Here is a 22,079-nt window from a genome sequence, read left to right on the forward strand (position 1 = left end):
CCGGTTGCCGTAGCTGAATGATTGTAGGACGAAGGATTCGGATATCGAAGGATGCGAGGCTCGGCAGGCATGATACTTGCCATTGGGGCATGGAGTATCGATCTGTGGCGACCGTGGAGATCCTGTTTCGAACGCTTCAGAGCGCTTAGGGCTTTTCGTCTGCGAATGAAGCGGCCGCGTGGCAAGCGCTCGCAGTGAGTGTGAGGCAGTCGGTGGATCAGGGGCCTTCGACCGGCCAGTGCACATTGAGTCAATTGGCTGCTATTAACCCGGCAACCATTTAGATCGCATTCAGGGCATCAGGAATGGCGCGAATCAAGGCGTCGCTCGCCGGCAAGGGTCGTTCCCTTGGCAAGAGCGAGAACGCAGAGTCGGGCCATTCCTGGTGCCCCTAACTCGTTGAATCCAAATGATAGGCCGCGCTGTGCCTGACGATGGACGGCGTTAGCGAAACTTGCTGTAGAACGACTACAGCGGCGTTCCAGCGCAGGCGAGAGCGCAAGGGCGACTTGCCCATCGGGAATGAAGCCCTGTAGCGAAGCCGTTGCGCGTGCCTTGCCCTCGTCAGGCACAGCGCGGCTGAATGCGATCTAAATGGTTGCCGGGTTAATTTCTCGCTACTTCGTTCAATTCGAAGCGGTCGCTGAAGACTTCGACGGGGTCTGCTCGATAGATGGCACTCGTCTCGTCGGTGAATACGGCCAGAAAGGCGATCGCGCCTTTGTCATTGAGCCCGCCTCGAACGAAGCCAAGCCCGCTGGACGGGCTGATGATCGTTTTCCCCTCGAGGGTATCACCGGTTCCGACGATCTCCCTGATCGTCCCCTCTTGCCAGACATTGATCGTGCTTCGACCATCGTCCAGCGCCGCGGAGAAGGCGATAAGGCCGGCGTCGTTCAGCGCTGGAGTGCCGAACTGGGCAATTGGTCCGGCGCCAGTGGCGATGAGCTGCGAAGACAGGCCGTCGAAGAGATAAAGCTCATTCCCCTCGAGGCCGCGATTTCCGACATAGGCAATCTCACCCGAGTCGTTGAGTGAGATGCCGCCAATGCTGCTGAAGACCCCGCTGTTGTCTGCAATGGTTGAAGCCGAGGATCCGTCAAAGAATCTGAGCGCACGAAGCCGGACGCCGTCGACAATTTCGTCGGCAACGGCCAGGTACGCGACCTGGCCACCTGAATTGATGTCCGCTGCCCCGAAGAATCCAAAGGGACCGGTTTCATCCTCGATCGCGGAAAACGCGCTGCCATCGTAGGTCATGATGGTCGAGCCGTTGGGGCCGATGTCGGCGAAGAACGCCACCGTGCCTTGATTGTTGATTGATGTGACGTTGCCGAAAGCGTCATAGGGTGAATTTGCCGCTGCGATGGTCGATATCGAACCCGCCGAGCCAAAAGCGACCGCGTCCGGTCCGGCATCGAGGATCAATCGGAATGACACCTGGCTGGATTCGTTGAGCGCTGGTTGAGCGAATGCTGTGAAGGGACCTGCGGTATCTGCGATTGTGGTCAAAGTGCTTCCATCGGAAATGACCACGGCTCGGTCCGTCCCGCGCTGTGTGGTAAAGGCCACTGAACCCATATCATTGAGCGACGGGGGTCCATAGATGCTGGTGGGCACTGGCGTATCCAGCGGCTCGAACGGCGTCACCCTGACGAAACGATAGTCGGCTGACTGCGCCAGGACTGCTGAGGCCAGTCCGAACGTTGAGATCAGCCCAAGCATGAGCAGGCGTGGCCGCATGGTTTCTACCTCTTCGTTATTCGAATGAGCCCATGTGGCTCAGGATGATATGCCGTGTTGCCAATGATTGATTCTCATAAAGACTTGAAGCGGCGATTCAGGCCTCTGAATGCACTATACCTCATGGTCGGCGATTCGAAATCACGGCAGTTCGTGTCCGCGGGCGCGAAGGGAAACCTGCTGCGTTTCAAGGCCAATCGAGCCATGAGTGGGGTTTGCGACAAGAGAGCCACGATGGATCCTGGCGGCAGAGAGTTGTTGTCGATGCATAGGTGATGGGATGGACGCCTCGACCGGAACCCCGGGAACTCGATGAGACCGTTCCACCGTCGCCGATGGGGGACGCGGCCTTCAAGCCACAGCCATGGGTCTCGTTGAACAGTCTCCCGGTGCTCAGCTGCTGGCAAGGCAAGCGCGTCACCCCACGACCAAGGTCGAAGCCATCGCGCCGGCACGGGCGAGCGCGTAAAGCTATAATGGGGGGGTAACCGTTCGATGCGGCGTAGCGGCGCGCATCGGCACCCTAACCTGCTGAATTCATGCCCTTTTCGAGGAGCCCTGGAAACCGATGAGCCTGTACACCGACTACCTCGCCGAGATCGAAAAACGCAAACTCGAAGGCCTGCACCCCAAGCCGATCGATGACGGGGCCCTGACCCTCGAAATCATCGAGCAGATCAAGGACCCGAACCACGAGCACCGGGCCGACTCGCTGCAGTTCTTCATCTACAACACCCTGCCAGGCACGACCTCGGCCGCAGGTGAGAAGGCGAAGTTCCTGAAGGCCATCATTCTCGGTGACGCCGAGGTCGAGGAAATTTCCGTCGATTTCGCCTTCGAACTGCTGTCCCATATGAAGGGTGGCCCCTCGGTCGAGGTGCTGCTGGACCTGGCCCTGGGCGAAAACGCCGAGCTCGCGCAGAAGGCCGCCGAGGTGCTCAAGACGCAGGTTTTCCTGTACGAAGCGGACACGGACCGCCTCGAGGCGGCCCATGCCGCCGGCAACACCGTTGCCACCGACATCCTCGAAAGCTACGCCAAGGCCGAGTTCTTCACCCGACTGCCCGAGGTCGACGAGGAAATCAAGGTCGTGACCTACATCGCCGCGGAAGGCGACATTTCCACCGACCTGCTCTCGCCGGGCAACCAGGCCCACTCGCGCTCCGACCGTGAACTGCACGGCAAGTGCATGATCTCCCCGGAAGCCCAGGCCGAGATTCAGGCCCTCCAGGCCCAGCATCCGGACAAGCGCGTGATGCTGATCGCCGAGAAGGGCACCATGGGCGTTGGCTCCTCGCGCATGTCCGGCGTCAACAACGTCGCCCTGTGGACCGGCAAGCAGGCCAGCCCCTACGTGCCCTTCGTCAACATCGCTCCGGTCGTCGCCGGCACCTACGGCATCTCGCCGATCTTTCTGACCACCGTCGATGTGACCGGCGGCATTGGCCTGGACCTGCGCAACTGGGCCCGCAAGACCGACGCCGACGGCAAACCGGTGCTGGACGCCGACGGCAACCCGGTCCTGGAGGAGGTCTACTCGGTCGCCACCGGCACCGTGCTGACGATCAATTCGAAAACCAAGAAGCTCTATGACGAGAGCGGCGAGACGGAACTGGCCGACATCAGCACCGCCTTCACCGATCGCAAGATGGAATTCATGCGCGCCGGCGGCTCCTACGCCGTGGTCTTCGGCAAGAAGCTGCAGACCCTGGCCGCCGACGTGCTGGGCATCGAAGCACCGGCCGTGTTCGCCCCGTCGCGCCTGGTCAGCCACGAAGGTCAGGGCCTGACCGCCGTCGAGAAGATCTTCAACAAGAACGCCCTGGGCGTCCCCGAGGGCCAGGTCCTGCACGCCGGTTCCGACGTCCGCGTCAAGGTCAATATCGTCGGTTCGCAGGACACGACCGGCCTGATGACCTCGCAGGAACTCGAGGCCATGGCGGCCACGGTGATCTCGCCGACCGTCGACGGCGCCTTCCAGTCGGGTTGCCACACGGCCTCGGTCTGGGACCTGAAGGCACAAAAGAACACGCCGAAGCTGATGGCCTTCATGAACAAGTTCGGCCTGATCACGGCGCGTGATCCGAACGGCGAGTACCACCCGCTGACCGATGTCATCCACAAGGTGCTCAACGACATCACCGTCGACGATTGGTCGATCATCATCGGTGGTGACTCGCACACGCGCATGTCCAAGGGCGTGGCCTTCGGCGCCGACTCCGGCACCGTCGCCCTGGCCCTGGCCACCGGTGAGGCCTCGATGCCGATTCCGGAATCGGTCAAGGTCACCTTCAAGGGCAAGATGGCAGACCACATGGACTTCCGTGACGTTGTCCATGCGACTCAAATGCAGATGCTCAAGGCCTTCGGCGAGAACGTCTTCCAGGGCCGCGTCATCGAAGTCCACATCGGCACGCTGCTGGCCGATCAGGCCTTTACCTTCACCGACTGGACCGCCGAGATGAAGGCCAAGGCCTCGGTCTGTATCTCCGAAGACGACACGCTGATCCAGTCCCTGGAGCTTGCCAAGTCGCGCATCCAGGGCATGATCGACGCCGGCATGGACAACGACAAGCGGATGCTCCAGGGCCTGATCGATCGCGCCAACCAGCGCATCGAGGAAATCCGCTCGGGCGCCGTGCCGGCGCTGCGTCCGGACGACAACGCGAAGTACTTTGCCGAAGTCGTCATCGACCTGGACCAGATCGTCGAGCCGATGATCGCCGACCCGGACGTGCACAACCCGGACGTCTCCAAGCGTTACACCCACGACACGATTCGACCGATTTCTTTCTATAAAGCAGAGAAGAAGGTCGACCTCGGCTTCGTCGGCTCCTGCATGGTCCACAAGGGTGACATGAAGATCGTCGCCCAGATGCTGCGCAACCTCGAGAAGGAGAAGGGCGAAGTGACCTTCAAGGCCCCGCTGGTCGTCGCTGCGCCGACCTACAACATCATCGACGAACTGAAGGCCGAAGGCGACTGGGACGTGCTGCAGAAGTACTCGGGTTTCGAGTTCGACGACAACGCACCCAAGAGCCAGGCGCGCACGGAGTATGAAAACATCCTCTACCTGGAACGCCCGGGCTGCAACCTGTGCATGGGCAACCAGGAAAAGGCCGCCAAGGGCGATACGGTGCTGGCCACCTCGACCCGCCTGTTCAAGGGCCGCGTCGTCGAAGACTCCGAAGACAAGACCGGCGAATCACTGCTCGCCTCGACACCGGTGGTGGTCCTGTCGGCCATCCTCGGCCGCACGCCGACGCTGGAGGAATACATCAAGGCCGTCGAAGGCATCGACCTGACCAAGTTCGCGCCGCCGAAGCAGAAGCCGCTGGATCCGAAGTCCGTGCACTTCTGAGCCTGCGATCTGACCTGTCGCGGCGCGTCCGCCACGCAAAAGGGGCACTCCTCGCGAGCGCCCCTTTTTGTTTCGCTGACAAAGCGATGTGCGGACAATCATGCCTTTGCCAGGCAAAAGCGTGACAGCCACAGCCATCATGGTGGCGAAGAGTGTGGGTGCCCCAGGACTGGTGTCCACGCTCGAGCAAGGCTTATACTCAGCGAATTCTGAGCTCGGGGCCCAAGGGGAGGACGCGATGAACCAACTTCATTCACTCGGCAAGCGGGCTGCGGCCCTGGCCTTGCTCGCCGCAGTCTGGTCCGGAGCGGCTCTCGCCGGCGGGCCATCCTTCGATGCGGTCGAAGCCTATTCCTGGGGGAATGTGGGCGGCTCAACCGACAGCGTCATGATGAGTCCGATCGTCACCCAACTCGACGATGACAATACGGATGGCGTGGTCGACCGGAACGACGTGCCGGACATTGTCTTCATCACCTTCAACGGCAGTGACTACAACAACAACACCGGCACCGCCGCGACCCTGCGCGCCGTGAGCGTCTCCAACGGCAAGCTCGAGCCGAAGTTAAGCGTCAGCCTGACCTCGTCGCCGGACTGGCCCGCACGTCAGATCGCAGCCGGCAATATCGACGGGCTGCCGGGCAACGAGATTCTGACCGTGACCCGCGATGGAAGGATCCGGGCCTACACATCTGCCGGCGTGGAGCTCTGGCTGAGCAACCCGCTTGCCCCCCAACTGGTGGCGCCGGCCATCGCTGACCTCGATCAGGACGGTGACGTCGAAGTCATCACCCTTGGAGGGGTTCTCGATGGGGTCAACGGCTCGCTCGAGGCGCCCTTGACGATCACCGGCCCCAGGCAGGTGATGGCGGTCGATGTCGATGGTGACAACAGCCTGGAGGTGGTGACTCCGGGCGCGGCCTACGATGCGACGGGAAACCTCATCGTGGATAGCGGTGTCGCCGGATCGCATGGTGCCGTCGCCGATCTCGACCTGGACGGCGTGCCCGAGATCATTGCCGTCGACGAACAGAGCCATACGATGACGATCTGGCGACTGGCCGACAACCCCGACAACTTCGAAATCATCCGTTCGGGCGTGGATCTCCATGTGGGCGTCGATCCGAACCCCTGCTGCATCGCCAATCCGAACTCCTTTGGCTGCCTGCGTGGCGGGGGCTCGCCTGTGGTCGCGGACTTCAACGGTGATGGTCTGCCCGATGTGGGCGTCTCTTCGGGGCCGGTGCTCGCGGTTTTCAGTGGCGCATTGCTGATGGACAGCCAGGTCGTCAACGAAAACACGGCGCTGTGGTCGACGCCGATCCAGGATTGTTCCTCGGCACAGAGCGGGGCCGTCGCCTTCGACTTTCTCGGTAACGGGAGGGCGGAGCTGGTCCATGCCGACGAGACCGAATTCGCGGTGTTCGATGGATCCACCGGCTTCAAGGTTCTGGCTGCCTGCAACACGAATGGAACGCTGTGGGAAAGTCCGGTGATCGCTGATGTCGATGCCGACGGAAGCGCCGATATCGTGGTCCCGAGCAATAACTACTCTTCCTTGACCTGCGCAGGCCAGAAGAACACCGGTGTTCGAGTGTTCAGCAGCACCACCGGATCCTGGGCAGCCTCGCCGACGAGTTGGAATCAGCACTCCTTCCACATTACCAATATCGACGATGACGGCAGTGTCCCGGTGTCCGAGCGTCCTCACTGGCTTTTCTCCGCCACCAATGGATTCCGTTTCACGATGATGCCCGTCGACGCCTTGTTCTGGGACCGTTTCGAACCAGAGCCCTAGTCCCAGCGAACCAAGACGAGCACAGACTGGATTACTCGATTCCACGCTGATGCAGAATTGAGGCGAGGGTGCCTTCATCCACGCCTGACGGCATTCCCCAGTCGCTCTTTCCGCATGCTGCGGCTGATGGTTTACAGAGTACTCAGGAGGCCCCGACTTCAGGGGCTCAGCGCCCTCTTGTCGCACTCTCCATGGATGGCCGCGGGGCCCGATTCCGGGGTGCTCGTCGATCCGGGGCTTGCATGTATTACGTTTGTAGGATATATTGACTACAGATGTAATCCAGAGCCGAGTCATGCCCGAGTATCCGATCACCGAATCCGAACGCCTGATCATGGAGGCCGTCTGGGCTTCCTCTCCCAGAACGTCGGCCGAAATCGTCACTGCGGTCATGCAGAACGAAGACTGGTCGCCGAAGACGGTACACACCCTGATCGGCCGCCTGGTCAAGAAGGGCATGCTGCGGCGCGAGGGCGAAGGTCGTAGCTACCAGTACGAGGCGTGCATCTCCCGAGATGAGTACGTGCGATCGAAGAGCCGAGGTCTGGTGGAGACCCTTTTCCGAGGTCGTGTCGCGCCACTGGTTGCCGCCTTCGCCGAAGACGAAGCCATTTCCCGAGAGGATCTGGACGAGCTGCGCGCCGTGCTGGACGAGTTCGAGAAACGTGGGGGTGGTCAGTGAACGCCGCGAGCTTCCTGGATGCCCTGTTGACGGCGACCTTGTGGGCCTCGGTTCTGGTCGTGCTGGTGCTGTTGTTGCGGGTCCCCGTGGCTCGGCGCCTTGGTTCGATGGCCGCCTATGGGCTCTGGCTTTCTATCCCTGTGCAGTTACTGGCCTTCCTGCTGCCAGGATCGAACTCGACGACCGCCGTTAGCCTGCCGTCCGTGCAGGCGGTGACGTCGGCCACAGGCGAAAGCGCCGCGCTTGGCGCGTTGGGCAATGTACTGTTTGCCGGCTGGCTTATCGGCCTTGCCGTGCTCGCGGTAGGTCTTTTGCTTCAGCTTGTTCGCGCTCACAGGCTTGTTCGATCCGCGCAGCGGCTCCCCGATGATCCTCCTCGAGGGCTGCCCCTGTTCTGCACGGATGGCGTTCGCTCGCCAGCGGTCGCCGGCCTGTTCCGACCCGTTCTTCTCGTGCCAGTGGACTTCGGTCGCGGACAGGACGCGGCATGCCTGGATCGAATCATTCGTCACGAGCAGTGTCACGCGCGTCGCCGGGACAATCTGGCCAATCTGCTGGCCTATGCGATTCGAGCCGTCTTCTGGTTCAACCCGCTGATCTGGATCGCGCTGCGTGCGTTCCGCGCCGATCAGGAGCTGAGCTGCGATGAATACGCATTGGCCGATGCGGATATGAAGGAAAGGCTGGGCTATGGCCGTGAGTTGTTGCGCGCCAGCGTCGATTCGACCCTGCCCGGCGGCACCGTCTCTTCCTGGACCTCAAAACCAACCACACGTAGGAGAATTGAAATGCTCGCACTTCATCGATCATCCAGAACCCACCGTGCCGGCGGGATCGCCCTGGCTTGTTTCATCGCGGCGCTATCGGGCGCCACCGCCGCCGATATTTCTCGGGACTCGGGCGAGCCCCTGGCGTCGGTCGAGCCGCGAGCGGTAGAGCTTGTCAATCCACGCTATCCAGTGTCGGCGTTCAACGAGCGCATCGAAGGTGAAGTCCAACTCGAATTCCGTGTCCGGACCGACGGCTCCGTGGATCAGATCCAGATTCTGAACTCCGCACCCGATGGCGTCTTCGACGACGCGGCCGTTCGTGCGCTCGCGCAGTGGAAGTTCGAGCCGGCCATGCTCGATGGTCAGCCGATTGCGCGTCGGGCCACGCAAGTCATGGAGTTCCGGCTGGACTGACCGCCCGCCAGCGATGGCCTCGCGTTTGGCTAGGCCATCGAGGATCATCCGCTTCTGGATATCGGGCGCCACGCCGGCGTCCGATATCCAGTACCAGACCGGCGGTATCGTCCTTAAGCAGCCCTTCGCTCTGGAAGCGAGCTCCGAGTAGACCAATCCGAGGAGAGAGGGTGCACTGTGATGGTTCACGAATTCACGATGTGCCCGATCGCCGCCACTACTTATAAACGTTCAAAGAGCGCTCGAACCGATTCTCGCGATCCTGGTTGCGATTGACCTTGCATGCTTGATTCGCCTCGCACCAGATCCGATGCGGGGACCATCGACGCTGTGTGTATTTGAATATACATCCAGCCTTTTGCGTTCACTTAAACATCCATACGTGGATGCCTGCTTGTTCGCTGGCCGGCAGTTCCTGAACCCCTTCTGCACGCAAGGCCTCGGCGAAGCGCACCAGGCGCTCAAGAAACGTTTCGACGAGGCAAGAGCACGCATCATCGGTCAAAGCGAGCGGCGCTCATGATGGGTGCCGGCGAGGTGGAAGCGATACGAGGACAGCCTGAGGCGCTCCGCCCGGAACGGCCGTTTCGATAAGCGGACATCCGGGCCTGCAATGGGTTTTGATCGTCCAGGCCCCTTCGGGTCATGTCGCCTGGCCGGCCGCGCGGTCCCTCCATTCAACCTCGTCGGCAGAGTACGCCCAGCTCGGTCTGCACTCTGGCGATTTCCGTGGCTTGCAGCTTTTCGTTGGGCAGGACGAAGAAGTCCTGCAGCGCGGGGATATGACCCGCGTGCAGGCCGTCGATGCGCTCGATCCGGTTGCGCGAAACGTAGAGTGTCTGCAAACGGGTCAGGCCTTCGATCGGCGCCAGGCTGGTGATGCGGTTGCCCTGGCAGTAAAGCGACTCGAGTCGCGTCAGGTCTTCGATCCCGTCCAGCGACTCGAGCGCATTGTCGTTGACGAACAGGTGTTGCAAGGCGGTCAGGCCGGCAATTGGCCGAAGGCTCGTGATCTGCATGCCGGTCACGCTCAGGAAGCTGAGCGAGCGCAGGCCGGCCACACCGCTCAGGTCTGTCAGCTCGAAGGCGAGGTCGGGGTAGGGCGAGTTCGGGCCGGCCAGGCGTAGGGTTTCGCGCGAGAACAGCGCAAGCAGCGCATCGGCGTCGGGGCCCCCCGTAGGGCTCACAAGATCCGGGACAATGGCCTCGAAGGCGCTTCGCCACGCTTCATCGAGGCCGTCCCACCAGGCTCGGGCGTCGTGCAGCTGGGCCGATCGGTGGGGGTCTGCTGGCGTGTCACTCATGCGTGCTTCCTCGTGGTCGATCTGCCGGGTCTCCGGCCCGGGACCGGACCCATTGCTGTTCTTCATCGCTCAGCGGGGCAGGGGCCTGGTGACGGCGATCGTGGTCGTTGATGCGATGCGCCAGGACGTCGGCATCGATCCTGCCGACGCCGGCAAAGGCCTCGATCGTCTGAAGCATGGGTTCCGGCTCGTCGCAAAGCCTGCCGTAGTCGATCCAGAGTACGCGATTGCCCGGGCAGCGGCGCATGACTTCGGTCTGGTGGTCGCGCCAGGCCTCGACGAAGTCGGCGATCCCCTGCAGGTCCTTGCAGGCGCCGATCAGGCGCGCCGAGCGGACCGTATCCTCGGGATTCCGAACGATGTAGAGCAAGCGTGCATCGGGCATCCACTCGAGCAGCTGGGCCAGCATCGGCGGCGGCCAGGCCGGCAGCTTGGCGCCCCAGCGCCGTCGGCCGTGCCGGGCTGCCAGCTCAGCATGGCTTTCGAGATAGCTTCTGACCGTTTCAGCGAAACGCTCCAGTATCCAATCACCGCCGGGATGCAGGTCGGCGATCCAGTCGTTGACCTCGCCGGACAGCACCGCGTCGAACTGGCGCTGATGCTGGCCCTGATCAGTGCTGAGCACCATCGCCTTGTTGTGCAGCATCGAGATGAACAGGTTCAGGTCGTGGGCCACCGATTCACCGTAGATCAGTGCCTCGGGTGACGAGCAGAGCAGCCGCTGCAGCAGCGTGGTGCCGCTTCGGGGTGCGGGAGCGGCGATCAGCAGGGGGGCGAGGCTGTGGAGCATGCAGTCTGGCTTGCGCGGTCCTTGATGTTTTCTCTTCGTGCGGACCAGCGCCGATGCGAGCGGACGCCGCACAAGAGTCCGAAGCGGCATTGTAGCGCTGCCGATCAAGTCCTAATCGAAGCATAGTCGTGATCACTAGCCAAGCGCAGGCCAGGGCGCACTTCTCAGGGGGCAGGGGGCGTGCTACGCTCCGGTCTCCATGGGCATTTCCCTTGAAGGGGTTTGAAATGCATCGACGCCATCTGCTGCTCGGTCTGGCCTTCGCCGCCGCTGTCCCAGCGTATTCACTGGCCGGCATCCCCGCCGCGCCGGCATCCCGGTTCCGCTGGACTGCCGATGGACGGGTGCTGCGCAGGCATGGGGCGGGTTGGGTCGATTCGATCAATCTCGGGCCCAATATCGAGATTCTCGACATCGATGAGACGGGGCCGATCGCGCGCCTGCTGGTCCGCCATGCCGGCCATCGCTTCGAGCTTCATTCCTCGGACGGACGTCGCTGGATGACGCCCGGAGCCGCAGCGTCCTTTTCGTCTTCGGAGGCCATTTCCTCATGACGCCATTCATCGGCCAGATCATCATCGTCGGCTTCAACTTCGCGCCGCAGGGCTACGCGCTGTGCAACGGTCAGCTGCTGCCGATCTCGCAGAATCAGGCCTTGTTCTCCTTGCTCGGGACCTTCTACGGCGGCAACGGGCAGACCAACTTCGCGCTGCCGGACCTGCGGGGGCGCTTCCCGATGCACGCCGGGCAAGGGAACGGCCTCACGCCCCGGCCGCTCGGCTCGAGGGGCGGCTTGGAGACCACCACCCTGACAGTGCAGAACCTGCCGTCGCATTCCCATGCCGCGTCTGGCCGTCAGGGGGTTCTTGGCCAGCAGGGCAGTTCCACCGATCCTACGGGTCGGATACCCGCTCAACTGGTTCGAGAGACGGCCTACGGCGCTGGTCCTCCGACGGCCTTTCACGCCGATGGGAGCGTGGAGGTGACGGTAAACCCGGCCGGAGGCAACCAGGCCTTCAACCACATGCCACCGTTCCAGGTGGTCAATTTCGCCATTGCGCTTCAGGGCATCTTCCCGAGTCCGTCCTGAGCCATGCCGAGCGCAGCCTCCGATTCGACCGGTGCCGTAGCTGCGGCACTCGCCTTCGCCTTGCTCGCGTTGCTGGTCATTGGTCCGGTCGTTGCCGCACCGCCGACCTGTCCGACGCCTGCCCAGGGTTACGAGATCGCGGGTTGCTTCGTCGATGGGAACGGTGACGAGTATCCTGCCGGCGGGTCGGTGGACGTTTACGACCTCGCCTTCGGTCAGTCGCTGAGCGCGTCATTCCCGGCCGGCATCTTCGTCACCGATGCCTTTCAGGTGGCCCCTCCGTCTTCGCCGCCCGCTTCCTGTGGATCCTGTGGACCGATCGACTTCTGCGTCGTGGTCGCCTTCGAAGCTTCGGCGGCGGGGGCGCCGATTCCGCAGTCCTTCTGTGCGCCGGGCGATCCGACCGTCAATCAGGGCGGATTCGACCTTCGGAGCCTGGCCGGTGACGCCCCGATTCCCGTGATCATCCCCGCCTACACCGTCGGCGGCGAGGTCACCGGTCTGGAAGGGTCCGGTCTGGTCCTGACGAACAACGGCGTCGACGCGCTTCCGATCGCGATCGATGGTGATTTCACCTTTCCGACGCCGGTGAACGACGGCCTGGGCTACGACGTTGCCGTCGCCAGCCAGCCCACCGGCCCCAGCCAGGACTGCACCGTCACCAACGAGACCGGCACCATCGACGGCGCGGACGTGACCGACGTGAGCGTCGTCTGCGTCACGCGGACCGCCGATCTATCCGTAAGCAAGACCGATGGCACCAATTTCATCCCGCCCGGTGAACCCGTGGTCTACACGATCACGGTCGCGAACGCCGGGCCCCAGGACGTGGTCGGCGCCCGTGTGCTCGACGTGCTGCCGGCAACGCTGTCCAGCGCCTCATGGAGTTGCGTGGCCGATGCCGGCGCGAGTTGTCCTGTCTCGGGCAGCGGCGATATCGATGCCTTCGTCGACCTCGCGGCGGGCAGTGCGGCCGTGTTCACGCTGACGGCGACGACGGTGGCGGACCCCGATGCGGTGGTGATCAATACCGTCGAGCTCATCGAGCCGAATGACGTCATCGATCCGGATTCGTCGAACAACAGCGCGACCGACACCACCATCCTCGACCCCGTCATCTTCCAGGACCGTTTCGAGACCGCCAATCCCCGGTAGCCGCCGCGCTGAGTCGGCCCCTGCTCATCGCCTCCACCGGCAGCCGTCGCTGTCGCCGGTTCTGATCCGAACACTCTTGACGGGGTGCGGTGCGATCGGTATCTATACTCGACCTCATCTTCGAACCCCCTCAAGCCGATCTTCCATGGAGACTGTCATGAGAAAGCTTTGGATGGTGATCGCCGTCGCGGTGGCGCTGACGGCCGGGCCGGGCCAGACCCTGGCCGCTCCGCCTGGCGCGGTCCCGGTCTACTGCACCGGCGTCGCGTTCCAGGCCTCGGAAAGCAACCTGACCTGCCGAAGGGGGGACACGCGCGCCACGGTGAGCACGGTGCCGGAGGGCATGTTCCTGCACATCACCGATATCGTCGTGAACCCGAACAATACGGCCACCAGCGGAACGTATTCGATTCTGGTGGGCCGTGACGACGGCACGGAATTCCCGGGGACCCCCTCGGTCGAGCTGCTGGGCGAGGCGGCGGGTTCCTATCATTTCTCCACGCCTTACATCGTGCTCTCGAGCGGTGAAGCGGTCGCGGCCAGGGTGCAGTCGAATTCCGTCCTGAGCGCGATGGACGTCCGGGCGTCGGGCTATCTGGCAAGCACGGCCAGCCCCTGACCGGTCCCTCCGATGTCTTCGTTTCGTTGCAGCACTGCGGCGGGTACCGCGCTTGTCCTGGTGGCCCTCCTGATATCCCCGTCAACGCCGGCGACGCCTCCGGTGGATGCGGTGCCCTTCTACTGCGCCGCCACCGTGGAGCCTGGAAGCGAGGCACTGCTGGAATGTCGGCGCAGCGACACGCGCGAACTGATTCCGGTGGTTCCCCCGGGGCTGTTCCTGTTCATCACGGACGTGATGACGCAGCCCGCCTCCGAGGCGGTCGAGGGCGTCTTCACGGCGTCCTTCGGACGCGACCAGCAAGGCTCCGATTTCCCGGGCACGCCCAGCCTGGACCTGATCGGCCATCCGTTCCAGATGCTCAATTTCACCACGCCTTACGTGATCCTCGCCGAAGGAGAGGCCCTTGCGGTGGCGAACTCCGCGCAGTCGGATTTCGCCATCGAAGTGCGCGCTTCGGGGTATCTTTCAGGGACCTTCGTCGAGCCTCCCCCGGCGGTGATTTTCCTGGATCGATTCGAGGAAACCCAGGACTAGCAAGCGGCCTTCCGCCCTGCATCGAAGCTCGCCTGTCAGTGCTGGCACCAGGAGGACTGGAAAGGAACGGCGGGCTGTACGATGAGGGAAGCCATGGTCCCGCGAGCCGCAGGCCGAGCTGGTTCGAGAGATGCTGAGCGAGCTCAGGCCGGCCACACCGCTCAGGTCCGTCAGCTCGAAGCCGAGGTCGGGGTAGGGCGAGTTCGGGCCGGCCAGGCGAAGGGTTTCGCGCGAGAACAGCGCGAGCAGCGCATCGGCGTCGGGGTCCCCCGTAGGACAACTCGGCCAACCAGGCCGGCGCAGTCTATGTGTTCGCAGTGCCGGGCTCCACCGTCTTCGCCCATCGGTTCCGGACGGCGAACTGAGCGCTGCCGACTGGATCTGCCATCACCATGATCCCAGGCTCGAACACGAAGCGATTCGGGCGATGCTGATCGAGAGCGAGAACCTGAGGGCCACGCTGGCCGATGGCCTGACGGTCACGGAGACTTTCATGTGAGCCAAGTCCAGGCCCCAGGCTCATCGCGGAGCAGATCGAAACCATCCCGCAAAGCGGGTCGGCGGTTCCTGAACCCCTGCTGCATGCAAGGCCTCAGCGTGGCACCTGAGGCGCTCGCTGTCAGGTGCGTGGGGGCGCGCGCCCGCATCATCGGTCAAAGCGGGCAGCGCGCATGAAGGATGCGGGCGAGATCCGCTACTCGAAGCGGTCAGCAAACAGGCCGAACTCCCGGAGCAGGCGCAGGTCGAGGTCATCGATCTGGACTGGCTGGCTGCCCGCCATGACACGCAGTTCGATCCGCACGGTCAGGGTGCCTGGGGGCGTCGTGGTGGTCCCGGAGAGGCGCTCCCAGTTTACCGTTGTCGAGCCCGTAGCGACCCGCGCTTCCTCCAGGGCTGCACCTGAGCAGGCGTGTTGAGCGTAGGAGCGAACCCAGAGCTCCAGTCCGGCCGTATCGCCGCTTCGATGGGATGCGACGGCGCGGACGTTCTGCCGCCCGTCGATCGCGGTGCACTGGCTCACGTTCACGGTTCGACCCGCCGAGACCTCCAGCGAGCCCGAGTCGGGGCTGGCGAAAACGTCGGACTCGGAGAACGCGACTGCAGTCTCATCGGAGGTGGTCCAGCCCAGGATGCTGCTGTTGAAATCGACGTTGGCGGCCTGGCCGTCTTCTTCGAGATCCCCGAGGACGGCGTCGATTCCGGTCGTCACCTGGCCGGCGTTCAGGGCCACATCGCTGGCGCCGTCCAGATCGGGCGAGTCGTCATGGAACTCGATGTCCGGGTTCTGGATGCCGGCCAGGCTGCTGCCGCGGAACTGGACGCGATAGGTGCCGGCGGGTACGCCATCGATCCGGTAGTTGCCGTCGTCAAGTTGCGTACGGCCGCTGACGAAGGTCCAGTCTCCGGAGCCCGGGTGCTGGCGCAGCAGGCTGATCGAGGTGATTGGATAGAAGCCACCCTCGACGCGCGTCACGGTGCCTTCGATCGAGGCACCGACCGCCATTTCCACGTCCACGCCGGCGGTCTCGCTACCGACCGTGACCGCGACGGGATCGGCGTCCTGCCGAAGGATGCGGTCATCGAAGTATTCGGTGGCGTAGGTCCGGTCGGGGTCGCTGAATCGGAGCCGATAGTCGCCGCTCAGCAGGCGACCGCCGATCGCATACTCTCCGGCAGCATCCGTGGTGCCGAAGCAGGGCAGGCGGTCGAAGGCACCGCCCTCTGCGGGTTCGCAGCTGACTCGGATACCCTCCAGCGGCTGCCCACCTGCAGCGGACACCCGACCCGAGATCAATCCGCCGCCGATCGTGGACTGGGCCCCGTCAAGGACCGCGTCGATACCGCTGATCGGGTCATCGCCGACCAGAATGGGGGTTGCGCGTTCAAAGTCGGCAACGTCGAGATAGAACTCGCCGGGCAGGGTCCCGCCGCTGTCCTCGAACTCGATGAAGTAGACGCCTGAATTCAACGGGGTGAACTCGTACTGCCCGGCCGCGTCGGTCAGGGTCAGAGCTTCGGGCGCGTCCTCGTCGTACAGGCGAACGGTAATACCCGCCGCCGGCTGGCCAGCCCCATCGGTCACCGTGCCCGAGATCGAGCCGCCGGGAATCGCGCCGAGCACGGCATCGATCATGCCTGTGTCCGATCCGGCCGTCACGGTGATGTCCGTGGCCGATGCCAGGTCGGGAACGTCATCGTAGAACTCGGAGTCGTTGTTGCCAGTCCAGCCGCCGCCGGTGAAGGCCACCCGGTAGGTGCCCGTCGGCAGGCGCGTGATCCGATATTCCGTGTCGTCGAATTCGGTCGTCGAGCGCTCGAACCGGTATTCGCCATCGACCAGGCGGAAAGCACTGACCGTCAGCCAGTCGAAGGCGTCGCCGAAGGCATTGGACACCACGCCGGAAATCGATCCAGCCTCCGGCAGGGAGGCGTCGATTCCCGCGGTGACGCCCGGCGCCGTCACGGTGACCGGCGTGGCGGTTTCCAGGCTGTCGGCGCCGAGATGGTAGCGGGTCAGGTAGGCCCCGCCCTGATCCGAAAACTGGACCAGGTACTCGCCGGAGGTCAGGTCGCGCAATCGATAGCTGCCGTCGGACGACGTTTCCGTGCGGCCGACCAGCTCGCAGACCGGCGTTTCATTCGAGAAATCGCAGGGTGCTTCGTAGGCGAGAACGAGCACTCCTTCGAGCGCTTGATCCTGCTCATCGGTCACGATCCCTGAGATGCTGCCGGGCGGATTCGCCGCTGGATCAAGGGCGATATCGATGCCGTCGACCGCACCGGCCACGGGAACGCGTTGCGCGCCGGACGGGCTGGCGGCGCCTGCGTACCAGACGTTGCCGAGTGCACCCGTCGGGTCGTAGAAACGAAGGAAGTATTCCTCGGGCCAGAGTTCGGGCACGGTGTAGTCGCCGTTCACGTCGGTCACGGCAATCTGATCCGAGAGGAAGGACAGGGATCGGTCGAAGGCCAGCACCTCGATGCCGGCAGCCGGATTGCCCTGCGCATCGGCCACGGTGCCTGAGATGCTGCCGGTCGAGTACGAGCCAAGGTGCTCATCGATACCCGTCAGGGCATCGCCGGTCGCAACGGTCAGGTCGGACGCGGATTCGATCGACGTTGCGTTCGGGAAGAATTCGCTTTCCAGTTGTCCGTCCGGCGCCAGGAAGGAACCGCCGTCGAACCTCAGACGATAGGTCCCCGCCGGCACGTCCAGCAGGTAATCGTAGTCATCGTCCTGGTAGAAGGCCTGGACGCTGGACACTTCGACCCATTGGCCGTTGTTCCAGTTCAGCGCCGTCACCCTGGCGATGTCCAGCTCCTCGCCGTAGCGGTCGCGCAGCCGTCCGCGGATCGTTCCGCCCGGCCCGAGACCCATCACGGCGTCGATCCCGGTGGAAGCCTCGCCGACCTGAACCGCAACCGGGACGGCGCTCTGCGCATCCGGTGCATCATCGTAGTACTCGAGATAGCTGCGATTGTTGCTCTGCTGGCCAGTGAAACGAACCAGATAGTCGCCGGTCGGCAGGCCGCCGATGTCGTAGTCCGAACCAGTGGGTTGCTGCACGAACAAGACCTGGCCGGGGTCCCAGGTCCCGAAGACCGCGATCAGTGGATTGAACAGGGGGCGGCCAGCGGGGTCGGTCAGCGAGCCGGTAATCCGGCCGGCGGCGCGCATGGTCGCATCGACGATCTGGCTGGAATCGTCCAGCACGACGGTCTGGCCGTCATTCAGGGTCGTGCCATCGGGCCAGTACTGGAACGCGTGAACACCACTCCAGTCCCGGAACAGGACGCGATAATCACCCGCAGGAAGGTCGTTGAAGGCGTAGGAGCCGTCGGCCGGTGTCTCGACGTAATCCAGGTAGTCCCACTCCAATCCGGTCCAGCGGTAGATGGAAACCTCGATGCTGTCGAGGGGAGCGCCCGTCGGGTCACTCACCGTTCCAGTCAGGTCCAGTCCGGAGCTTTCACCGAGTACGACGTCGATGGCCGTCGTTTGCCCGGCCGTGACGCTAATCGGTGTCGCGAAGGCGACATCGGGCGTGTTGTCGAAGAATTCGAGCCGCCCCTGGCCATCGACCTGGCCGGAAAAGCGCGCAATGTACTCGCCCGTCGCGAGCCCGCCGATGTCGTAGGTCGATACGCCCGCGTTGAGCTGCTGGATGAAGAGTACGTTGCCGAGAGGCACCTGGTTTTCGAAGACCGCGACAAAGCCCGAGCTGACGGGGGCACCGGATGGGTCGAGCAGTTCGCCCGATATCCGGCCGGCATCGAGCAGCGCGGCATCGTAGGTGGTCGATCCTGTGACCGCGATGGTCGCGGCACCCTCCAGCGTCGTGGAGTCGCCGCTGTATTCGAAGGCATAGACCTGGCTCCAATCGCGGAACAGTAGGCGGTAGTCGCCGCCCTCGATTCCTGCGAAGGCATAGGAGCCTTGCGCATCAGTGTTCGTGAACGCAGAAAAGGTCCAGCCGTCCCCGGACGGCACGTACAGGCTGACCTCGATATCGGCCAGCGCAGCGCCGTCGGAGTCTGCGACAACTACTCCGCTCAGGTCGGCGGCCCAGGCTGCGGGTCCGAACGGTCCAAGAAGGAGAACAGCAATACTGCCTAGGAATCGCCGCATGATCGAGAGTCCCTGGTACGAATCTTCTCAGACTACGGTAGCACCGTGCATGTCGCATTGATGTGCGCTTGCGGGGGACGGCCGCTTCGACCTGCATTTGCTGGCGACAAATGGATCTGCCCAATTTCAGGAGAGGGCCATGGCAGTCCTGACGGTCACTGGGGCGAGGAGTGCTAGGACAGCTTCCATCGCCAGCGCAGGAAAAGCGCGCTGATGAACATGATGAGCAGGTAGCAGAACAACCAGCCGCGCAACCAGCCCGGACCGAAGCCATGGAGTTCGCGCGTCGGCATGTCCAGATGCAGCGCATCCAGCGGGGCATTGTCCGGCAGGTAGCCGGCCGGATTGCCAATCAGCAGATTGAACACCGGGCGCCGACGGTGGACGATCGCGGCCGGCTGCTCGCCGGGCAGCTGATAGAGGGTCTCGCCGTTCCATCGCAGCGCCACGCTTGCTGCATCGGCAGGCCAGGGAATTGTCCAGGTCTGCGTTTCCGGCGTCCATTGAGCGGTGGGATCGGTCCACTGGGGAAGGTCTGCGGTAGCCGACAGGCCCGTTGCCTGGATAGTGACCGTGCTGCCGGCTTCCGGAACGCTCAGACTGAACTGGTTGGAAAGCCACGGCAGGATCAGCAACAGTGGCAGGCCGGCCAGCAGGGCGGGAACAAAGCTCAGGCGCAGGTGGCGGCTGTTGAGCTTGAGCAGTTTGAGCGCGCGTTCGAGCAAACCATCGAAGGGTCCGTCGTAGGCGGCCAGCTCGCGACGGACCGCGCGTGTGGCCTCGCTCAGTTCGGCCAGCTCACGCTGACGCGACCAGTGCCGGTACAGGACCATGCTCAGCCAGCCCGACGCAATCCCATAGAGCACCACGCGCAGAAGCGCCGGCAGGCCGAGGCCCGCCAGGCCTTGATCGAACAGGGCCAGTAGCGGTGACGGAAGATCGAGCAGGCCCAGGCCATTCATGGCGACGCCAGACCCTCCGGTGTGTGCTTGAGAAGGAAATGGGCCAATGCAGCAATGTCCTCCACCGGTTCATCCGGTGGGAAGGATAGAAAGAGCACGCCGGGAACCAGTGCCGGATCAATGCAGTGGTCACCGCTCCAGGGCTGCAGATTGTTCTCCAGCAAGGGCAGGGGGGCACCGCCGAGCGTGGTCTGCCAGGAGGCCCGGTAGCCCGAGGCGTAGCCGATGACCAGATCGGGTGCCTGGTCCTGGAAGGGTCCGGGATAGATTTCCTGGCCGAGGAAGGTGTTGCTTACGACAGGGCTGCCGTCCTCGTCGCGCCATGTCGCCAGGCCGCGGCTCAGCTCATCGAGCAGGTCCTCGCGTTCGTCGGCCGCGACGATGCCCCGGGCCTCGCGGCCCTGCTGATTCAAGTACAGGCCGTTCAGTCCCAAAGCATAGGCGCGAGTACGACCGAGATCGACTTGAGCAAAGAGCGGTTCTGATTCGCTGGCACCTTCCTTCAGCATCATCCAGCCATTCTCGATCAACCAGCGATTGAGATGGGCGGCGCGGCGAAAGGGTGCAAAGCCGTGATCACTGAGCACCACGAGACGATCCTCCGGTCCCATCCGGCCGCGCACCTCGCCGAGAATGCGGTCCGCCTCCCGGTAGATCCAGGGGATGGCTTCGCGCGCCAATTGGGAGCTCTCGGCGTGCAATGGATGCTCGGGGTCGAGGCCCCGCCAGAACATGTGGCTGACCCGGTCGGTCTGTACGAACACCTTGATGACCAGTTCACTGTCATAGGCTTCCAGCGCATCATCGAGCATGGCCTCGCCCTCGGCCAGGGTGGTGGCGATCATGTCGAGGAAGCCCTGTTCGTCGAGGTGGCCCTGATTCAGCGACCAGGTCTCCTCCGGCATGCCCAGCGTATGGAAGCGGCCGATGCGTTCGGCCAGTTGAGGGGCGTAGTCGGCTGGCGAGGTCAGCGGCAGCACGGGCTCCACCGGGTCCGCGTGGATCGGTGATACGTACAGCTGCGGCCTCGGCAGGCCCGCGATCAGGCGCAGGCGCACCATGCCGGGGATGCTGCCCAGGCCGTGGTCGAAGCGAACGGGCCACCAATCGCTCCATTCACCCAGGGGCAGGGTCTCGCGCTGATCGGCCAGCGTCACCTCGACCGAATCGGCGCTGAACTGCAGAGCCATGGGCAGGCCGAGCGCCGAGCCATCCGATCTCAGCGGATGGAACGGGCCCTCGAGTATCGTCTCCACCTGTCCGTTGGTATCGATCGGCATGTGGACGATGCGCCCGCCGCTGTCGGCGGTGGCCTGGCGGCGCGTGGTGTAGAGCGTGTAGGTGCCCTGGCTGCCAAGCAGGTCCGGCACACCCATCCCCGAAAGCATTCGTTGCACCGGCTCGGGCGGGTAGGTGACCGGCACCCGAAGCACGGTCGCGCGCTGGCCCGCGTCCTGTGCCTGACTCCAGAAGCTTTCGCCCTGCCGCAGATTCTCCAGCGTGCCCGCACCGATCGGCAGTTGCCAGCCACCAAGGCCGACGCTGCGTGGTGGGGTGAATCGGGCGACCGAAAAATCGGGCAGATAGGTGGCCGGGTCGCGCCGGAGGAAGTCATGAATTCCATGATGGCCAGGCCCGGTGCCGGTGGCAAAGCTGGACCAGGCGACCGGTGATTGTGGGGGATTGCTTGTGGCCAGCGGCTGGAAGTAGCCCTCGCGGCGCAGCGCTTCGAAATTAGGCAGCTCGCCGCTCGCCATCCAGCGCTGCACCAGTTCCGGGTCCATGCCGTCGAAGCCCAGCACGATCATGCGAGCCTGGGCCGGGGCGGGTTCGGGCCGATCGCCGCAAGCCGAGATCCCGAGAGCCAGAATCAGCAGCGCGGCGACCGCAATGGGGTTTGGTCGAATCAATCGTCAGACGCAGGCGTGTCCTGCCGCGAGGCGCGCATGCGTCGCAGCATCCAGCGCAGGGGCCAGGCCAGGATGGTCAGCAGCACCACGACGATCCCGACCAGCCATACCCAGAGTGAGCCGAGCAGGCCGATGCCGGAGCCTGGTCCGATATAAGCCAGGGCCGGTGCGGTCAGCAGCAACAGGGAAAGGGTAGCGAGTATCCGGGTCATGCAGTGTGCTCGAAAATAGCCAGGAGACCAGTATAACCTTCATCGCCCTGGGCCCGGAATCTGCCTGCAGCCGCGGATCCATCGGAATCAGCGGCTGGCGCC

General features: G+C 63.7%; 16 protein-coding genes. 9 read left to right on the plus strand and 7 right to left on the minus strand.

The window, feature by feature from the left end; translation table 11 throughout:
- Nucleotides 1–606: 606 nt before the first annotated feature.
- Nucleotides 607–1,743 carry a DUF7453 family protein gene (locus WM2015_RS05705; protein WP_156200914.1) on the minus strand — a complete coding sequence of 379 codons (1,137 nt, stop codon included), beginning with the start codon at nt 1,741–1,743 and terminating at the stop codon, nt 607–609.
- 568 nt (nt 1,744–2,311) lie between these two features.
- On the opposite strand from WM2015_RS05705, the gene WM2015_RS05710 reads away from it, so the two are divergent.
- The 4 genes from WM2015_RS05710 to WM2015_RS05725 all read left to right on the plus strand — a co-directional run bounded on the left by WM2015_RS05710 (nt 2,312) and on the right by WM2015_RS05725 (nt 8,768).
- Nucleotides 2,312–5,104, plus strand: coding sequence for a bifunctional aconitate hydratase 2/2-methylisocitrate dehydratase (locus WM2015_RS05710; RefSeq protein WP_049725148.1), 2,793 nt, complete (start codon nt 2,312–2,314; stop codon nt 5,102–5,104).
- A 238-nt stretch (nt 5,105–5,342) separates the two neighbouring features.
- Complete coding sequence (locus WM2015_RS05715; protein ID WP_049725149.1) at nt 5,343–6,902, plus strand: hypothetical protein; 1,560 nt, start codon at nt 5,343–5,345, stop codon at nt 6,900–6,902.
- Between the two features lie 295 nt (nt 6,903–7,197).
- Nucleotides 7,198–7,584 (plus strand): BlaI/MecI/CopY family transcriptional regulator, encoded by a 387-nt coding sequence (locus WM2015_RS05720; RefSeq protein WP_049725150.1) that lies wholly within the window; start codon nt 7,198–7,200, stop codon nt 7,582–7,584.
- Entirely contained in the window at nt 7,581–8,768 is a 1,188-nt protein-coding gene (locus tag WM2015_RS05725) for a M56 family metallopeptidase (RefSeq protein ID WP_049725151.1), read from the plus strand. The genes WM2015_RS05720 and WM2015_RS05725 overlap by 4 nt, the downstream gene beginning before the upstream one ends.
- Nucleotides 8,769–9,445: 677 nt before the next feature.
- On the opposite strand, the gene WM2015_RS05730 is transcribed toward WM2015_RS05725, so the two are convergent.
- Together WM2015_RS05730 and WM2015_RS05735 are read right to left on the minus strand one after the other, a co-directional pair.
- Nucleotides 9,446–10,072 (minus strand): leucine-rich repeat domain-containing protein, encoded by a 627-nt coding sequence (locus WM2015_RS05730; RefSeq protein WP_049725152.1) that lies wholly within the window; start codon nt 10,070–10,072, stop codon nt 9,446–9,448.
- Nucleotides 10,065–10,862 carry a sulfotransferase gene (locus WM2015_RS05735; protein WP_049725153.1) on the minus strand — a complete coding sequence of 266 codons (798 nt, stop codon included), beginning with the start codon at nt 10,860–10,862 and terminating at the stop codon, nt 10,065–10,067. Before WM2015_RS05735 ends, WM2015_RS05730 begins: the two co-directional genes overlap by 8 nt.
- 227 nt (nt 10,863–11,089) lie before the next feature.
- On the opposite strand from WM2015_RS05735, the gene WM2015_RS05740 reads away from it, so the two are divergent.
- From WM2015_RS05740 to WM2015_RS05760, 5 genes are all read left to right on the plus strand, one after another.
- On the plus strand, nt 11,090–11,416 hold the full coding sequence (locus tag WM2015_RS05740; protein ID WP_049725154.1) for a hypothetical protein: 327 nt from the start codon (nt 11,090–11,092) through the stop codon (nt 11,414–11,416).
- Nucleotides 11,413–11,952 carry a phage tail protein gene (locus WM2015_RS05745; RefSeq protein WP_049725155.1) on the plus strand — a complete coding sequence of 180 codons (540 nt, stop codon included), beginning with the start codon at nt 11,413–11,415 and terminating at the stop codon, nt 11,950–11,952. The genes WM2015_RS05740 and WM2015_RS05745 overlap by 4 nt, the downstream gene beginning before the upstream one ends.
- 3 nt (nt 11,953–11,955) lie before the next feature.
- Nucleotides 11,956–13,107, plus strand: a complete 1,152-nt coding sequence (locus tag WM2015_RS05750; RefSeq protein WP_049725156.1) for a DUF11 domain-containing protein — start codon at nt 11,956–11,958, stop codon at nt 13,105–13,107.
- A 157-nt stretch (nt 13,108–13,264) separates the two neighbouring features.
- On the plus strand, nt 13,265–13,726 hold the full coding sequence (locus tag WM2015_RS05755; protein WP_156200916.1) for a hypothetical protein: 462 nt from the start codon (nt 13,265–13,267) through the stop codon (nt 13,724–13,726).
- Between the two features lie 60 nt (nt 13,727–13,786).
- On the plus strand, nt 13,787–14,263 hold the full coding sequence (locus tag WM2015_RS05760; RefSeq protein WP_156200918.1) for a hypothetical protein: 477 nt from the start codon (nt 13,787–13,789) through the stop codon (nt 14,261–14,263).
- A gap of 694 nt (nt 14,264–14,957) precedes the next feature.
- Here WM2015_RS05760 and WM2015_RS05770 read toward each other — a convergent pair.
- The 4 genes from WM2015_RS05770 to WM2015_RS05785 form a co-directional block, all read right to left on the minus strand.
- Nucleotides 14,958–18,893, minus strand: a complete 3,936-nt coding sequence (locus WM2015_RS05770) for a carboxypeptidase regulatory-like domain-containing protein (RefSeq protein ID WP_082169490.1) — start codon at nt 18,891–18,893, stop codon at nt 14,958–14,960.
- A 173-nt stretch (nt 18,894–19,066) separates the two neighbouring features.
- Nucleotides 19,067–19,855 (minus strand): hypothetical protein, encoded by a 789-nt coding sequence (locus WM2015_RS05775; RefSeq protein WP_049725161.1) that lies wholly within the window; start codon nt 19,853–19,855, stop codon nt 19,067–19,069.
- Nucleotides 19,852–21,765, minus strand: a complete 1,914-nt coding sequence (locus WM2015_RS05780; RefSeq protein ID WP_049725162.1) for an alkaline phosphatase family protein — start codon at nt 21,763–21,765, stop codon at nt 19,852–19,854. The genes WM2015_RS05775 and WM2015_RS05780 overlap by 4 nt, the downstream gene beginning before the upstream one ends.
- Nucleotides 21,762–21,977, minus strand: a complete 216-nt coding sequence (locus WM2015_RS05785) for a hypothetical protein (RefSeq protein WP_049725163.1) — start codon at nt 21,975–21,977, stop codon at nt 21,762–21,764. The genes WM2015_RS05780 and WM2015_RS05785 overlap by 4 nt, the downstream gene beginning before the upstream one ends.
- Nucleotides 21,978–22,079 lie beyond the last annotated feature (102 nt).

Source organism: Wenzhouxiangella marina, from assembly GCF_001187785.1.
In the GTDB taxonomy this organism is placed as follows: Bacteria; Pseudomonadota; Gammaproteobacteria; order Xanthomonadales; family Wenzhouxiangellaceae; genus Wenzhouxiangella; species Wenzhouxiangella marina.

Excerpts from the sequence above, each read along its gene's own strand:
- WM2015_RS05705 (WP_156200914.1), bottom strand. The coding sequence starts at position 1,743 with ATGCGGCCACGCCTGCTCATGCTTGGGCTGATCTCAACGTTCGGACTG.
- WM2015_RS05710 (WP_049725148.1), top strand. The coding sequence starts at position 2,312 with ATGAGCCTGTACACCGACTACCTCGCCGAGATCGAAAAACGCAAACTC.
- WM2015_RS05715 (WP_049725149.1), top strand. The coding sequence starts at position 5,343 with ATGAACCAACTTCATTCACTCGGCAAGCGGGCTGCGGCCCTGGCCTTG.
- WM2015_RS05720 (WP_049725150.1), top strand. The coding sequence starts at position 7,198 with ATGCCCGAGTATCCGATCACCGAATCCGAACGCCTGATCATGGAGGCC.
- WM2015_RS05730 (WP_049725152.1), bottom strand. The coding sequence starts at position 10,072 with ATGAGTGACACGCCAGCAGACCCCCACCGATCGGCCCAGCTGCACGAC.
- WM2015_RS05735 (WP_049725153.1), bottom strand. The coding sequence starts at position 10,862 with ATGCTCCACAGCCTCGCCCCCCTGCTGATCGCCGCTCCCGCACCCCGA.
- WM2015_RS05740 (WP_049725154.1), top strand. The coding sequence starts at position 11,090 with ATGCATCGACGCCATCTGCTGCTCGGTCTGGCCTTCGCCGCCGCTGTC.
- WM2015_RS05745 (WP_049725155.1), top strand. The coding sequence starts at position 11,413 with ATGACGCCATTCATCGGCCAGATCATCATCGTCGGCTTCAACTTCGCG.
- WM2015_RS05750 (WP_049725156.1), top strand. The coding sequence starts at position 11,956 with ATGCCGAGCGCAGCCTCCGATTCGACCGGTGCCGTAGCTGCGGCACTC.
- WM2015_RS05755 (WP_156200916.1), top strand. The coding sequence starts at position 13,265 with ATGAGAAAGCTTTGGATGGTGATCGCCGTCGCGGTGGCGCTGACGGCC.
- WM2015_RS05770 (WP_082169490.1), bottom strand. The coding sequence starts at position 18,893 with ATGCGGCGATTCCTAGGCAGTATTGCTGTTCTCCTTCTTGGACCGTTC.
- WM2015_RS05775 (WP_049725161.1), bottom strand. The coding sequence starts at position 19,855 with ATGAATGGCCTGGGCCTGCTCGATCTTCCGTCACCGCTACTGGCCCTG.
- WM2015_RS05785 (WP_049725163.1), bottom strand. The coding sequence starts at position 21,977 with ATGACCCGGATACTCGCTACCCTTTCCCTGTTGCTGCTGACCGCACCG.